The organism is Rhodococcus zopfii NBRC 100606 = JCM 9919 (assembly GCF_001895025.1).
GTDB lineage: Bacteria > Actinomycetota > Actinomycetes > Mycobacteriales > Mycobacteriaceae > Rhodococcus > Rhodococcus zopfii.
The window spans coordinates 78,302-93,939 of the sequence record NZ_BCXI01000036.1; the positions used below are offsets into that span (position 1 = coordinate 78,302).

Below are 15,638 nucleotides of genomic sequence, written 5' to 3' on the forward strand. Positions count from 1 at the left end.
ATCACAACGAAGGACTTTCATGCGTCACTCGTCGGCGTCGCGCGCCGCTGCTCGTACCACCGCTCGCCGGCTTGCTGTCGCCGCCGCGTCGGCGCTGATGTTGATCGGTCCGGTCGCTGCGACGGCCCAGGCGGATCCGGTGGACGAGCTTCCCGCCGAGCTGATCGAGGCGGTTCAGCGCGATCTGAACATGTCTCCCGACGAGTACCTCGAGCGGTCGGCCCGGGCGCAGGAACTCGGCGAGTACGCCCGCGACTTCCGGTCCGAGCGTCCCGCGGACTTCGCGGGCGCGTGGATCAACCGGAACGGCGAGCCCGTCGTCGCGGTCACGAACTCCGATGCGGCCCGGCAGGCCGAGCGCGACGGCTACACCGCGACGGTGGCGCCGGTGTCCGCCGACGGTCTCGAGTCGGCGCTGGCCGAACTGAACCGCTGGGTCGCGGCACTGCCGCGCGATGTGGCCGGTGCCGTGCAGTCCACGTCCATCGACGTGCTGAACAACCAGCTTGTCGTCGACATCGTGAACACCCCGATCGGCCGCGCGCTGAATCTGCCGTCGCTCATCGCGAACGTGCAGGTGCAGCTGACGCCGGGTCTCCCGGCGAACGATCCGGCGCCGCTCGGTGGCGACACCTACATCACCGCGGACGGCGACGTGCGTTCCACGCCGCTCGATCGCATCGGCATCTGCTCGTTCGGGTTCAACGCGGTGGACCCGAACGGTGACCCGGTGAACGTCACCGCCGGTCACTGCGATGCGGTGGCCCGCGCCGACGGTGGATCCACCGTGTACCTGCCGAACCGGGAGAACATCGACGAGAGCACCCGCATCGGTGCGTTCACCCGTTCGTCGGTCGGCACCGACAGCCCCCTCGACTACGGCATCATCGGCTTCGACAAGGCCGGTGTGGAGGCCGGGCTGGACCGGCCGGTGGTGCGGGGCGGTAACGGTTCGACGCTGACGGTCACCGGCACGGCGGTTCCGGTCGTCGGTGCCCCCGTGTGCAAGTCCGGCCAGTCGTCGTACTTCACGTGCGGTGTCGTCGCCGCCGACCGTATCGAGACGCAACTCGTCTACCCCGACGGCCAGAGCACGACGATCCGCGGCTTCGCGACCACCGCGTGCACGTTGTCCGGCGACAGCGGTGGCGCGATCGTCACCGGCACCCTCGCGCTCGGTGTCATCAGCGGTTCGAACAGCGCGGGAGCCCCCGACTGTGTGGAGGCGAACCTGGTGCTGGCGCCGGACGGCGGCACGTCCAGCCTCGGTATCCCGATTCGCGACATCGAGAACACCACGGGCGCTCGGGTGCGGACCGCTGCCGATCCTGCCTGACCCGACGTGATGCATATCGCTTCACCCCATATGATCTGACGCAACGACTGCCGCCCCGGCTTCGGGACGGCGTCTTTGCGTGACCAGCCAGACCGCGTGATCAGCAAGATCTGTGTAGTCGCCAAACCTGCGCACGAGCAGGACCTATGAGGAAGGCATCCATGCGACGCTCCTTTGCACGTCGGGCAGCGGTGATCGGTTCGGCAGCCCTGTTGCTGCTCGGCCCCGCCGTCGCCCTCGCGCAGGCCGAACCGGCCGGCACGCCCGTCGACCTGCCCACCGAGCTGGTCGACGCGCTTGCGCGCGACCTCGGCATCAGCCCCGAGCGTTTCGTCGCCGATGCCGACCGCAGCCAGGAGCTCGCGAAGTTCGCGGCGACCGCCCGCGAGAAGTTCGCGGACGTGTTCGCCGGTGCCTGGCTCGACGAGCAGGGCACCCCGACCGTCGGCCTGACCGACGGTGACAACCACGACGCCGCGCGGGACGCCGCCGAGGACGAGGGATTCACGGTCCGGCCCGCCGAACACAGCGAAGGCGAGCTGGAGGGCCTGTCGAAGCAGCTGAACGACTGGCTCGACACGCAGCCCCCGGCGGTCGCCGATCTGGTGCGCGGCATCGCGATCGACGTCGTGCACAACGACGTCGTGGTGCGCGCCTCCGATGTCGCCGGCCTGCAGCTCCCCGACGCCCTTCAGGGCGCGCGGGTGCTGCTCGCGCCGTCCACGCTGGAGCCGGAGCTGCTGAAGCTCGCGCCGATCGCCGGGCTGGCGTCGCCGGACTCGCTGTTCGGTGGCGACGCCTACGCCGCGTTCGGTGCCGGCACCGGCCTGCGCTGCTCGCTCGGGTTCAACGGTGTCGACGGCTCCAATCGGCCCGTGAACATCACCGCCGGTCACTGCGATCCCAACCGCGCCCAGGCCGGCACGCAGTACGCGTCGGAGATCTTCGAGCTCGTCGGTGAGGATCTCGGCCAGCAGATCGGCACGTTCGAGAAGACCAGCCTCGACCGCCGTGACTACGCGCTGATCCGCCCGACGGCCGAGGCGCGTGGCCGCTTCGAGAACAACGGCGTGCGCGTCCCGTTCGCAGCGCCTCTGGCGGTCACCGGCACCGCAGAGCCGGTCGTCGGCGCGCCCGTGTGCAAGTCCGGTGTCCGCACCGGGTACAGCTGCGGTGTCGTGACCGCGTCGAACCAGACCGTCGAGATCGGCCACCGTGTGCTCAACGGCGGTTTCTCCACCAACCTGTGCGCCCTGCAGGGCGACAGCGGCGGCACCCTGGTGACCGGCACCCTCGCCCTGGGCATCTCCAGCGCGTCGAACGTCGGCCAGTACCAGATGTGCGAGATCGCCGGCGTCGTCAGCGGCATCCTGGGTGAGAACCCCGAGCTGTACGCCACGCCGATCTCCGCGATTCTCTCCGAGAATCCGGGTCTGAAGGTCCGGACCTGGTGATCCGCCGGTAGCCGGCTCCGATCCACGTGCAAGGGCCCGTCTCCTCGAGGAGACGGGCCCTTGCACATTCCAGAGATCGGCAACAGCCACACCGGGAACGGTTCCGGGCGCTGGACACCGAGTGGGGTTACGATTCGGCAACAAGAGGTCCGGCTCGGGCGGTCGTCCGGCCGGACCGATGTGTGTTACCCGGTGCCTGCAGTGGGCGCGCGGTTCGGACGAAAGGTAGCCGAATGTCGAGTGATCTGAGTGTGGTCGGAGCTGATCTGATCGTGTATTCGGGCGAGATCATCATCAACGCTGCCAGGTTGATCCTGCTGAACCTCTTCTGAGTCCCCGAAGAACAGCGGCCCCGCCACCCATCGGGTGGCGGGGCCGCTGTCTATCCGCGTACTACCGCGCGTACTGAGTGGTGCCCGGAGGTGCGGTGAGAGTCTGGATCAGGCCGATACCGGCGATAACCAGGGTCGGGCCTCCCGCAACGATCGTGCCGATAACGCCGCCGATTCCAGCGCCGAGCGGGACGGACGCCAGGCCGGCCGGGCCACCGAGGAAGCCGAGGCCGCCAACCAGCGCACCGATGACGGTGCCCGTCAGGCCGCCGACCGCGGTGGCGATGGCGAGCTGCGAGCTGAAGTTCTGCTGAGCCTTGAGGTTCTCCTCCGGCGACGCGACATCGCTCAGCTTGAGGCTGACCGGAGTGAGTCCACGGGCGACCTTGTCCTCGGGCGCAACCGGGGTGGCCTTGGCCGGATCCGTGACCGGGGTCAGCGTGAGGGTCTTGCCGTCCTCGCTGATCTCCCGCTCGAACGGCATCTGGATGTCGCCGAGCTGGATCGCGAGCGGCAGGCTGACGACGGCCTTGCCGTCGCCGTCCTGGAGCTCGACGCTCTTGCCGTCGCCCGAGACCTGGAACGCGCCGGCGTCGATGACGGTGACAATGGAGTCGCCCTCGGCCTTGACCTCGTAGTTGATCTCGTCCTGCGCCGCCTCCGCGGGCGCCGCGTACGACGTGCCCGCAGTGATCCCCATCGCGGCGATGGTCATGGTGGCGACCGCCGCAAGCTTCCTGAGCTTCATTTGTTCCCGTTCTGTGACATGTGGCGCACGCCCCCGACGGACGCCCCCCTGGATTGACCTGCGTACAGCTCCGAGTCCCGCTCCCCATCGCACGAAAACCCCAGCTTGCACGGCTGTCCGAGATCATATCGGAAATCACAGACAACTTCGTTACCGGGTCGAGCCACATTTGTAAGCGAAAGCCGTGCGCCGGCCGCCGATTCGATATCCGAGATACTTAGGTAATCCTGAGCAATCCGGGACGAAGGTTCGACGTTTACCTTGTGCGCAGAGATCTACCAGCACTCCACGCAAGTTACCCGCGAGTAACTCATCAGTAGTTACTGACGGGTAACTTATGACGCGTTAGGATGCTGGAGCTTATACCAGGCGGCCCGGAGCCGCCCCCGACACGAAAGGCCACGTATGAATGCCCTGACGATCACGTTGGGCACGATCGGCGTGCTGCTGAGCCTCGTGTGTTGGTACTCGTTCATCGGCGGCGCGTTGAAGATGGTCAACACCGTCCGGATCGGCCAACCGGCCCCGGATCGGTGGCGGCCGTTCTTCCCGCGCTTCAAGCAGATGGTCGTCGAGTTCCTCGCACACACGCGAATGAACAAATTCCGTACCGTCGGCTGGGCCCACTGGCTCGTGATGGTCGGCTTCCTGCTCGGCGCCATCGTCTGGTTCGAGGCATACGGACAGACCTTCAACCCCAAGTTCCACTGGCCTCTCATCGGTGGCACCGCCGTCTACCACTTCATCGACGAGATCCTCGGCCTCGGCACGGTGATCGGCATCGTCACGCTGATCATCATCCGCCAGCTCAACCACCCGCGTCAGCCGGGCCGGTTGTCGCGCTTCGGCGGCTCGGATTTCAAGGCCGCCTATTTCGTCGAGACCGTCGTCCTCATCGAGGGCCTCGGCATGATCTTCGTGAAGGCCGGCAAGATCGCCACCTACGGCGGCGGCCACATGAGCACCGACTTCTTCACGATGAACCTCGCCAAGCTGCTGCCGGCGAGCGCCGTGATGGTGTCGATCTTCGCGTTCGTCAAGCTGATGTCCGGCATGATCTGGCTCTACATCGTCGGCCGCAACATCACCTGGGGTGTGGCCTGGCACCGGTTCGCCGCGTTCTTCAACATCTACTTCAAGCGTGAGGACGACGGTGACGTCGCGCTCGGCGCGGTCAAGCCGATGATGTCCGGCGGCAAGCCCGTCGACATGGAAGACGCCGACCCGGACAAGGACACCTTCGGTGCCGGCCGGATCGAGGACTTCTCGTGGAAGGGCTGGCTGGACTTCACGACCTGCACCGAGTGCGGGCGCTGCCAGTCCCAGTGCCCGGCCTGGAACACCGGCAAGCCGCTGTCCCCGAAGCTGCTCGTGATGTCGCTGCGCGACCACGGCTACGCGAAGGCCCCCTACCTGCTGGCCGGTGGCCGCAAGGACCTCGGCGGCGACGAGATCGGTCTGGTCGACGGCGACGGCAACGTCAACGAGGCCGCGCTCGCAAAGATCCCCGAGGCAGCTCGCGCCGAAGCCGGCCGCAAGCTCGTCGGTGAAACCGCCGAACTCGTCGAGGCGGGCGAGCTGGCCCCGGTCATCGACACCGAGACACTGTGGTCGTGCACGAACTGCGGTGCGTGCGTCGAGCAGTGCCCGGTCGACATCGAGCATGTCGACCACATCGTCGACATGCGCCGCTACCAGGTGCTCATCGAATCGGACTTCCCGTCCGAACTCGCGGGCCTGTTCAAGAACCTGGAGAACAAGGGCAACCCGTGGGGGCAGAACGCCAAGGACCGCCTGAACTGGATCTCCGAGATGGACTTCGAGATCCCGGTGTTCGGTCAGGACGCGGACAGCTTCGACGGCTACGAGTACCTGTTCTGGGTCGGTTGCGCCGGTGCCTACGAGGACCGGGCGAAGAAGACCACCAAGGCCGTCGCCGAACTCCTCGCCACGGCGGGCACCAAGTTCATGGTGCTCGGCGCCGAGGAAACCTGCACCGGTGACTCGGCTCGCCGCGCCGGAAACGAGTTCCTGTTCCAGCAGCTGGCGCAGCAGAACATCGCGGTGATCGATTCGGTCTTCGAGGGCACCGAGAAGTCCAAGCGCAAGATCGTCGTGACGTGTGCGCACTGCTTCAACGCGCTGAACAACGAGTACCCCGAGGTCGGCGGCCACTACGAGGTCGTGCACCACACCCAGCTGCTCAACCGCCTGGTGCGGCAGAAGAAGCTGGTGCCGGTCGCGCGTCTGGGCGAGGACGTCACCTACCACGATCCGTGCTTCCTGGGTCGGCACAACAAGGTGTACAACGCGCCGCGTGAGCTGATGGAAGCCTCCGGTGCGACGCTGCGGGAGATGCCGCGTCACGGTGAACGCTCGATGTGCTGTGGTGCCGGCGGTGCCCGCATGTGGATGGAAGAGCGCATCGGTAAGCGCATCAACATCGACCGTGTCGACGAGGCACTCACCACGGCCCCGTCCAAGATCGCGACCGGCTGCCCGTTCTGCCGCGTGATGCTCACCGACGGTGTCACCGCCCGCCAGGAACAGGGTCAGGGTGAAGGTGTCGAGGTCGTCGACGTCGCGCAGCTGATGCTGTCGTCGATTTCGCGGCTCGAGGCCGACCAGCTCAGCGCGAACATCAAGGTCGTGCAGGCCGAGAAGCCGCAGACCCCGGTCACCGCAGAGGTCGAGGCCGAGGAACTCGAAGCCGAACGTGTCGCCGAGGTCGAGGAAGCCGCAGCCGCACCGGCAGCGGCGGCGGCTCCGGCCGCGCCGAAGGGCGGCGGACTGCAGATGAAGGGCGGCCTGAAGGCTCCGGGTGGCAAGCCCGGTGGCCTGCAGATGAAGGGCGGCCTCAAGGCGCCCGGCGCGAAGGCCGACGCCCCCGCCGCCGCTCCGGTGGCCGAGGCACCCGCGGCTCCGGCGGCACCTGCCGCCAAGCCGGGTGGTCTGGCGATGAAGGGCGGGCTCAAGGCTCCGGGCGCGAAGAAGGCCGCGGCACCTGCCGCCGCTGCCCCCGCCGCACCGGCCGCCGAGGCACCCGCTGCCGAGGCTCCCGCCGCGCCGGCCGCCCCGAAGGCCAAGCCGGGTGGGCTGGCCATGAAGGGCGGGCTCAAGGCTCCGGGCGCCAAGAAGGCCGCGGCACCTGCCGCTGCTGCGCCCGCCGCACCGGCTGCTCCGGCACCTGAGGCACCTGCCGCGGACGCACCGGCTGCCGAGGCCCCCGCCGTGACGGAACCGCCGAAGGCGAAGCCGGGCGGGCTGCAGATGAAGAGCGGATTCAAGGCTCCGGGCGCCAAGAAGGCCGCGGCACCTGCCGCCGCTGCCCCCGCCGCACAGGCCGCCGAAGCACCCGTGACCGCCGAGCCCGAGGCACCCGCTGCCGAGGAGACTCCGGCTCCCGCCAAGCCGGCCGCGGACGTCCCGCCGCCGCCGAAGGCGAAGCCGGGCGGGCTGCAGATCAAGGGTGGCATCAAGCCGCCCGGCCGTCGGTAGACCCGTCGGGGCTCGGTAACCCCAGCAACGAACACCCCCTCCGGTCCGCCGGAGGGGGTGTTCGCGTCGGAGGGTGCTTCCTCGACGGACCCGACCGGCCCCACGGATCCGCTCGGCCGCCGGTCATCCGCCGTGACGATTGCGGCAGCGGATGACTGAGCACGCCGCGGTTACGTCCCGGTCCGGATCCGGTTCGAACGCGATGGCCGGACGCCGCCACGATTCAGAGAGCGCCGATGGCCCCGCCGATCACCGGCCAGGACCTGTGCAGGTCGTCCTGCCAGTAGCCCCAACTGTGGACGCCGTCGTCGTGAAGATCGACGGTCGCAGGAATGTTCAGTTCGTCCAGCCGGGCGGCCATCCGCCGGGTGCACTTCGCGGTCGCAGCCTCGATCAGCCCGCCCTTCACCACGACTTCGGCGCGCTTCGCCTCGTTCTTGATCCACGGCGACGCGATCGACCGCAGCGCACACCAGCTTTCGGCGTTCGTCGATGAGGTCCTCGCCGAAAGCGGCGCAGAGAAGGTCGACGTCCTGGGTCACTCGCTGGGAACACTCGTCGCCGCCTACTGGATACGGTTCCTCGAGGGAGCCGCGAAGGTCGATCGGAACGTCTCGCTCGCACCGCTGTGGCACGGCACGGATCTCATCAAGGGCGACGGCCTGGTCCGTGACGCGCAGTATGCGGTCTGCCCGGCGTGCAGCGAAATGCACCCGGACTCGGACTTCATCGACCGCCTCCACACTGCCGGTCCGTTCGTGGACTCCGTGGCGTACACCAACATCCTCACCGAGCGCGACACCCACACGCGGCGGTGACCGCAGATCCCAGTTCCCAGGACGACCAGCGTCGCGCACGGCCCCGGTGACGACCTCGCTCGCAGACCGGACAGCGGCGGTTCGGTGGATGGACTACCCGCCTGCGGATTCGAGCTCGAGAGCGGTAGCCAGCTGCGGCCACGAGCGCCGCAGCTCGTCCTGCCAGTATCCCCACGAATGTGTGCCCTCGTTCCGGAAGTGGAAGGTCGCCGGGATGCCGAGATCGTTCAACCTGCCGGCCAGCGCACGGGCGCACACGTTGGTCGCCGCTTCGATGGTGCCGCCGACGACGATCTGATCGGCGAGCGGCGGCGACTGTGGGGTGCGTGGTAACGCCGGATTCTCGTACGGGCCGGGCAGTCCCGTGCCGTTCGAGATGTAGAGCGACAGTCCTCGCAGATTCTCCGCGTTCAGCGTCGGATCGTGTTCCTTCCATCCCGGTCCGTTGAACGGGCCCCACATGTTCGTGGCGTCGATTTCCCCCATCACCTCGACGACGGATCGAATGTAGGTCTGCCCGAGCGGGCTACCGGTCTGGGCGCAGCCGCTGTACGACGCGGCGGCACGGTACAGACCCGGCGCCTGGATCGCCAGATCGAGCGCCGAGGTCGCCGACATCGACAGGCCCGCGATCGCGTTGATTCCGTTCGCGCCGAGCGCCTCGTCGACGACGGGCGGCAATTCCTGGGTGAGGAACGTCTGCCATTTCTGACGCCCGAGCTTCGGGTCGTCCTGCTGCCAATCGGTGTAGTAGGTGTACATTCCCTCGGCCGGGATCACCACATTGGCGTTCTTGTCGCCCATGAAATCGAGGATGTCGGTCTGGTTCAGCCAGTTTGCTCCGTCTTCGCCTCCGCCCGCACCGTTGAGCAGGTACAGCGTCGGCCGGGGCACACCGGTGTCGGCGGGGCGAATCACCTGCAGCGGAATGACACGCTCCATGGACGGCGAGTAGACGAACATGTCCCACCTGCGCTCGTCGACCCGTTCGATGCGATCCACAGCGGCTGCGGCGGACGTGCTGTGCCCCGGCACCGGAGCAGCGACCGCTTGCCCGAGCGGTGCAACACCGAGTGTGAGGACCATGCCGGCGCACAGTCCTGCGCGACGAAATGCTTCGCTGTACATTGCCGAAATTTCCGCCCTTGTGCTCATCGATCGTCCGGAGCGTACCGAACGTGCCTGCCGCATTGTGATCACTCGACCACGCCGTCCGTCAATACCTTGTTCAGGATCGGCACGATGGATTCGAGGGCTTCCGGCGAGGTCATCCCCCAGTGCGTCGACGGCACCGGATGATTCCGCACCACGCCGGTGACCGCGTCGCGCCACCCGGCAGCGCCTCGCGTCCGCGTCGGATCGTCCTCGGCGGCTGTGAAGTAGACGACGTCGCCGTCGAAGCGCTCGGGCTCGTACCGTGCCATCAGCCCGGAGTTCCGTTCGGCTGCATCGAACAGGCTCGTCACCACCTGCTCCGTCCGCTCCGGCGAACAACCGGTCAGCGACGACAGGGCCGCGACGATGCCCGCGGTATCGTCGCCGATCACCTCCGGGTCGAGATCGAAACCGGCGAGCACTTCGCTCATCGAGACCTCGGAGACCTCGCCGGAGGCCGCGTCCGTCCCGGTGAAACTGTCGAGCATCACCAGCAACTCCACCTGTGCTCCGGACCGCTGGAGTTGCACGGCCATGGCGTGCGCGATCACACCACCGAGTGACCACCCGAGCAGGCGGTACGGCCCTTCCGGCTGCACCTTTCGAAGCTCGTCGATGTACCGTTCCGCGAGTGCTTCGAGTGAGCCGGGAGCGAAGTCGTCCTCCGAGACCGCTGGTGTCTGCAGGCCGTACACCCGGATATCGGTATCCACTCGACGAGCGAGTCCGGTGTAGCACCAGGACAGGCCGACGATCGGGTGCACGCAGATCAAGGGCGTCCCCGACCCGTGCTCGCGCAGCGGCAGCATGGGGCCGATCGCATGCGTCCCGATCAGCTCGGCAGCGCCCGCAATCAGACCGGCCAGGCCTTCGACGGTCGAGTCCCGGAACAACAACTGCAGCGGTACTTCGGAATTCAGCTCGGCACGCAGGCGTGCGGTCACCTGCGTCGCCACGAGCGAGTTTCCGCCGAGCGCGAAGAAGTCGTCATCGAGTCCGACCCGCTCGATGCCCAGCACATCCTCGAACACCGCCGCCACGGCCTGCTCGACACCGTTGACCGGTGGCCGGAACTCACGGACTTCGAAGACCGGATCCGGCAACGCCTTCCGGTCCAACTTGCCGGAGGCATTGAGAGGCAACGCATCGAGCATCACAAAGCTCGACGGCACCATGAACGACGGCAGTACGGCGCCCATCGCAGCCCGCAGCACGGACGTCGAGACCTCGCCGTCCGGGACCACATATCCGACCAGCCGGTCGGAACGCACCGCGACCGCACCAGCGGCAACCGAATCAAATTCACGCAGAACGGATTCGATCTCACCGAGCTCGATGCGCTGGCCCCGCAGCTTCACCTGTTCATCGATTCGGCCCGCATATTCGAGCTCCCCGTTGCGGTTCCACCGCGCCAGATCGCCCGTCCGGTACATCCGCTGCCCCGCGCCACCGAACGGATTCGCCACGAATCTCTCGGCAGTCAACCGGGGCTGGGCCGCATAGCCCCGCGCGAGCTGGTTACCCGACAGATACAGTTCGCCGACGACACCGACCGGAACCGGCCGCATCCGCGCATCGAGCACCCACCCGTCGGTATTCCAGACCGGTGCGCCGATCGGCACGTGCGACCCCGCGACGGCCTCGCCACCGTGACGATGCGTGGCCTGCATCGTCACCTCGGTCGGCCCGTACAGGTTGTGGACCTGAGCATCGAACCACGTCCGAGCGCGCAGTGCGGTGGACACCGGCAGTGCTTCGCCGCCCGCGAAGACCAGGCGCAACGCCGGCGTGGGCTCGTCCACGAGGTCCAGCACCGCGTCGAGCACCGTCGGAACGAACTGCGCGACAGTCACACCCATGTCGACGAGTGCGCGGGCCAGATACGCCGGGTCACGATGGCCGTCCGGTTCCGCGATTGCCATCTGTGCACCGGAGGCGAACGGCCACAGCAACTCCCACACCGACGCGTCGAACGTCGCCGGCGTCTTGAGCAGCACCACGTCCGACGCGTTCAAAAGGTACTCGGCCTGCATCCAGGACAACTGGTTGACCACCGCCTCGTGCGAGACCGCCACTCCCTTCGGGCGTCCCGTCGACCCCGATGTGAACAGCACGTACGCCGCGTTCTGCGGCCGCAGCGCGGCATGCCGTTCGTCCGCGCGGATCGAGTCGCTCGCGTAGCCGGACACATCGAGGGCGTCGATGTTCACGACGGTCCGGCCGGTACCGATCTCTTCACCCGACGTCGTCAGGACAAGCCGTGGATCGGCCGTGTCGAGCAGGTAGGACAATCGCTCGTCCGGTTGCTCCGGATCGACCGGAACATATACACCGCCCGCTGCCAGCACCGCGTGCAGGGCCACCACCATCTCGACGGAGCGGCGCATCGCCACCGCGACCGGAACCTCTGGAGCAATCCCCAGCGAAATCAGGTGACGGGCAAGTCGATTCACTCTCTGCTCGAACGCCGAATAGGTGAGAGCCGGCGTCCCGGCCGAGATCGCCACCGCTGCCGGCGACCGCTCGGCCTGCAGGGCCAGCAGATCCGGGACGACCGTCCCCGGCAGCGGCACCACGGCTCCACGGCCCGAGGCCAGCAACGACCGGTGCTCATCGACAGTGAGAATCTCTGCCTCGCTCACCCGGACATGTGGATTCTCGACAAGGACCGACAGCAACCGGCCGAACCGCTCCGCAAACGACACGACCGTCGCCTCGTCGAACAGATCCGTCGCATAGGTGAACTCGGCAGCGAACCCGCCGTCGGACGACTCCGACAACGTGAGCTGGAGATCGAACTTCGCCATCGGCACATGCGTTTCGACCGCCGCAACCGTCAATCCCGGCAGCTCGAACCGCGCCGGATCCGTGTTCTGCAACGTCAACATCACCTGGAACAACGGATTCCACGACATCGACCGAACCGGATCGAGCACTTCCACCAACCGCTCGAACGGCACATCCGCGTGACCGAACGCCCCCAGATCCACCTCCCGGACCCGGCCGAGCATTTCCGCGAACGACTTCCCCCCGGAAACCGGGGTGCGCAACACCAACGTATTGACGAACATCCCGATCAGGTCGTCCAGCGCGCGCTCACCCCGCCCTGCCACCGGAGTCCCGATCACGATGTCGTCCGTTCCCGACAGCCGCGCCAGCAGAACGGCGAACACTCCGTGCACCACCATGAACCTGGTGACGCCGAACTCCGCGGCCAGCGCGTCGATCGCGGACACCACACCCGGCTCCACCACGAACCGATGAACGGCACCACGATTCGACGCCACCGCCGGACGCGGCCGATCCGTCGGCAATTCGAGCACCTCCGGAACACCGGCCAACCCGTCGGACCAGAACGCCACCTGCCGCGACATCACCGAATCCGGATCGTCTTCGGATCCGAGTACCGCCCGCTGCCACAACGCGTAGTCGGCATACTGCACGTCGAGCGGATCCCACGACGGGGCCTCCCCCACCGACCGGGACGCATATGCCCTCATCACGTCCCGCGCCAAAGGACCCATCGAAAACCCGTCGGCCGCGATGTGATGCACTACCACAACCAACACGTGCTCGACATCGGACAACCGCAGCAACCGGACGCGCAGCGGCGGCGAACCCGTCACATCGAAACCCACACCCAGACAGCCGGTGACAACCTCCGGCAGATCCCGCTCCGACACCGACTGCACCGCCAGCTCGATCCGCGCCCGCGCTGCCGGCACCACCATTTGAGTGCCGACACCGTCGACATCGGGATAGCAGGTTCGCAGAATTTCGTGCCGCGCCACCACATCGCCGACCGCACATCGCAGCGCATCCACATCCAGCGCACCCGACAGTCGGATCGCCGCCGGGACATTGTTCACCGCGGACGCCGAGTCGAACCGATTGAGGAACCACATCCGCTGCTGCGCCAACGACAACGGAACCGGGTACGGGCGCCGCTGCCGAACCAGCGGCAAGACCCCACCGGCGCCGGCCAGGGCGCAGACCGCCGCGGCCAACCCCTCCACCGTCGACGCCTCGAACAACGTCCGCACCGGAATCCGCGCGTCCACTGCGGCGCCGACCCGCGCGGCCACCCGGGTCGCACTCAGAGAGTTGCCGCCCAGCGCGAAGAAGTCGTCGTCCAATCCGACCTGCTCGACGTCGAGCACCTCGGCGAATACCGCTGCGACCGACCGCTGCACCGAGCCCACCGGGGCCCGGTACACCCGATCCTCCGGTACCGGCTCCGGCAACGCCTTCCGATCCACCTTGCCGGATGCGTTGAGGGGCAGAGCATCCAGCACCATGATCGTTTCCGGAACCATGTACCGCGGGAGCCGGCGCACCGCCTCACGACGGACGAGCTCGACCTCGAGCACGCCTTCGTAGGGAGTCACGTATGCCACGAGGCGGTCTTGCCACACGATCACGGCAGCGGACGACACCTGCGGATCGTCTCGGAGCACCGCCTCGATCTCGCCCGGTTCGATACGCAGCCCGCGCAGCTTCACCTGGAAGTCGCTGCGCCCGAGGTACTCGAGCTGCCCGGAACGGTTCCGCCGCACGAGATCACCTGTGCGGTACATGCGCCCGCCGATCACGAACGGGTCGCCGACGAACCGATCCGCGGTCAGCCCGGGGCGCCCCAGGTATCCTCTTGCCTCCTGACGACCGGACAGATACAGCTCGCCCGGCACGCCGTCGGGCACCGGCAGCAGCCGCCCGTCGAGGACATAGGTTGCGCTGTTCCAGACCGCGGTACCGATCGGGACCACCGAACAGTCACCATGCACAGGTACTTCGGTGGCGTGCACCGTGAATTCGGTAGGTCCGTAGAGGTTGTGAACGGCGGTGTCCGGCAGCCGAGAATTCAGCCGGGCGACAGTCCGGGCCGGCAGTGCCTCGCCGGCAGCGAGCACCGCCCGCAGCGAGCCACACGAACCGGATTCGGCATGTTCGACGAACGCGTCGAGCATCGAGGGGACGAACGACACGAGCGTGACGGCATACCTGCGGATCGCCGCGACCAGGTATCCGGGGTCCCGGTGACCGTCGGCGGAGGCCACCACCAGGCGCGCGCCGCAGGCCAAGGGCCCGAACAGTTCCCACACCGACACGTCGAACGTGAACGGGGTCTTGAGCAGCACGGTGTCGTCGGCGCCGAGATCGAACCGGTCCGAGATCCACGCGATCTGATTGGCAACGGCACCGTGGCTGACCGCAACGCCCTTCGGGCGTCCGGTGGAACCGGAAGTGAAGATCACGTACGCGGTGTTCTGCGGTCGCAGCGGTGAGATCCGGTCACCGTCGGTGACCGGAGCGCCGGACCACCTGGACGGATCGAGTTGGTCGACAACGAGCACGTCCGCGTCGGCCGGAACTGCGCCCTGCTCCCTCGCCGTGGTCAGAACGAGCAGCGGCGATGCCGTCACCAGCACGTACCGGGAGCGGTCGGCGGGATGTTCGGGGTCGAGCGGCACATACGCGCCGCCCGCAGCCACGACCGCATACAGCGCCACGAGCATGTCGACGGAGCGGGCCATGAAGACGGCGACGCGGGATTCCGGGCCGACACCGCGGTCGATCAGCTCGCGTGCAAGCCGGTTCACTCGCGCATCGAACTGTGCATACGACAGCTGGACATCGTCCGAAACCACCGCCACCGCATCCGGAGTCCGAGTCGCGCGCGCCGAGACCTGTTCGAGGATCGTTCCGGCCCGGATCACTCGCGCGACACCGGTCTGCGCTGCCCGGATGCGTGCCCTCTCGGGAACCGTGAGGAGGTCGATGTCACCGACCGCAACGTGCGGACGAGCCGCCGCCGCGGCGAGAACGCGCACGAAACGATCGGCGAACGCGACGATAGCCGGTTCGTCGAACAGATCCCTCGCGTACTGGATGCGGACTGTCAGTTCGTCCGCGTCGGACGACTCCGCCACCGTGATGTGCAGGTCGAACTTGGCCGGCATTTCACCGAAGTCCACCGCCGAGATCGACAGGTCGCCCAGCGAGAAGTCGGTTCCGGTGCTGTGCTCGAACGCGAGCATCACCTGGAACAGCGGATTGCGCGCCTGAGACCGCGGCGGGTCGAGCACCTCGACCAGTCTCTCGAACGGGACGTCGGCGTGTGCGAATGCGCCCAGGTCTGCGTCACGAACCCGCTCGAGATGGTCCGCGAAGGACAGGTCCCCGGAGACATCGGTTCGGAGAACCAGGGTGTTGACGAACATGCCGATGAGGTCGTCGAGTTCGGCTCGGCCTCGGCCCGCGACGGGGGTTCCGATCGCAATGCCGGGGGTACCGCTG

The 15,638-nt window shown here is 67.5% G+C and carries 7 protein-coding genes and 1 pseudogene; 4 read left to right on the forward strand and 4 right to left on the reverse strand.

Annotation, left to right across the window (positions count from 1 at the left end):
- Positions 1-19: 19 nt before the first annotated feature.
- On the forward strand, positions 20-1,336 hold the full coding sequence (locus RZ1_RS21205; RefSeq protein ID WP_072814486.1) for a S1 family peptidase: 1,317 nt from the start codon (positions 20-22) through the stop codon (positions 1,334-1,336).
- 161 nt (positions 1,337-1,497) lie between these two features.
- A complete protein-coding gene (locus RZ1_RS21210; RefSeq protein ID WP_072814487.1) occupies positions 1,498-2,790 on the forward strand; it encodes a S1 family peptidase in 1,293 nt (430 codons plus the stop codon).
- A gap of 393 nt (positions 2,791-3,183) precedes the next feature.
- On the opposite strand, the gene RZ1_RS21215 is transcribed toward RZ1_RS21210, so the two are convergent.
- Positions 3,184-3,870, reverse strand: a complete 687-nt coding sequence (locus RZ1_RS21215; RefSeq protein ID WP_072814488.1) for a DUF8020 domain-containing protein — start codon at positions 3,868-3,870, stop codon at positions 3,184-3,186.
- Positions 3,871-4,275: 405 nt separating this feature from the next.
- On the opposite strand from RZ1_RS21215, the gene RZ1_RS21220 reads away from it, so the two are divergent.
- A complete protein-coding gene (locus RZ1_RS21220; protein WP_072814489.1) occupies positions 4,276-7,368 on the forward strand; it encodes a (Fe-S)-binding protein in 3,093 nt (1,030 codons plus the stop codon).
- A 223-nt stretch (positions 7,369-7,591) separates the two neighbouring features.
- On the opposite strand, the pseudogene RZ1_RS31435 reads toward RZ1_RS21220, so the two are convergent.
- Positions 7,592-7,789, reverse strand: a pseudogene (locus tag RZ1_RS31435) (esterase family protein); the annotation flags it as partial.
- Between RZ1_RS31435 and RZ1_RS21225 the strand changes: the two are divergent.
- Complete coding sequence (locus tag RZ1_RS21225) at positions 7,701-8,186, forward strand: lipase family alpha/beta hydrolase (protein WP_139281920.1); 486 nt, start codon at positions 7,701-7,703, stop codon at positions 8,184-8,186. The pseudogene RZ1_RS31435 and the gene RZ1_RS21225 sit on opposite strands and share 89 nt — an antisense overlap.
- Before the next feature lie 93 nt (positions 8,187-8,279).
- On the opposite strand, the gene RZ1_RS21230 is transcribed toward RZ1_RS21225, so the two are convergent.
- A complete protein-coding gene (locus tag RZ1_RS21230; protein ID WP_083583823.1) occupies positions 8,280-9,314 on the reverse strand; it encodes an alpha/beta hydrolase in 1,035 nt (344 codons plus the stop codon).
- 68 nt (positions 9,315-9,382) lie between these two features.
- Complete coding sequence (locus RZ1_RS21235) at positions 9,383-15,622, reverse strand: non-ribosomal peptide synthetase (RefSeq protein WP_307718288.1); 6,240 nt, start codon at positions 15,620-15,622, stop codon at positions 9,383-9,385.
- Between the last annotated feature and the right edge of the window lie 16 nt (positions 15,623-15,638).

What these genes read in the sequence shown, in the direction of transcription:
- RZ1_RS21205 (WP_072814486.1), top strand. Translation starts at nt 20, where the DNA reads ATGCGTCACTCGTCGGCGTCGCGCGCCGCTGCTCGTACCACCGCTCGC.
- RZ1_RS21210 (WP_072814487.1), top strand. Translation starts at nt 1,498, where the DNA reads ATGCGACGCTCCTTTGCACGTCGGGCAGCGGTGATCGGTTCGGCAGCC.
- RZ1_RS21215 (WP_072814488.1), bottom strand. Translation starts at nt 3,870, where the DNA reads ATGAAGCTCAGGAAGCTTGCGGCGGTCGCCACCATGACCATCGCCGCG.
- RZ1_RS21220 (WP_072814489.1), top strand. Translation starts at nt 4,276, where the DNA reads ATGAATGCCCTGACGATCACGTTGGGCACGATCGGCGTGCTGCTGAGC.
- RZ1_RS21225 (WP_139281920.1), top strand. Translation starts at nt 7,701, where the DNA reads ATGTTCAGTTCGTCCAGCCGGGCGGCCATCCGCCGGGTGCACTTCGCG.
- RZ1_RS21230 (WP_083583823.1), bottom strand. Translation starts at nt 9,314, where the DNA reads ATGTACAGCGAAGCATTTCGTCGCGCAGGACTGTGCGCCGGCATGGTC.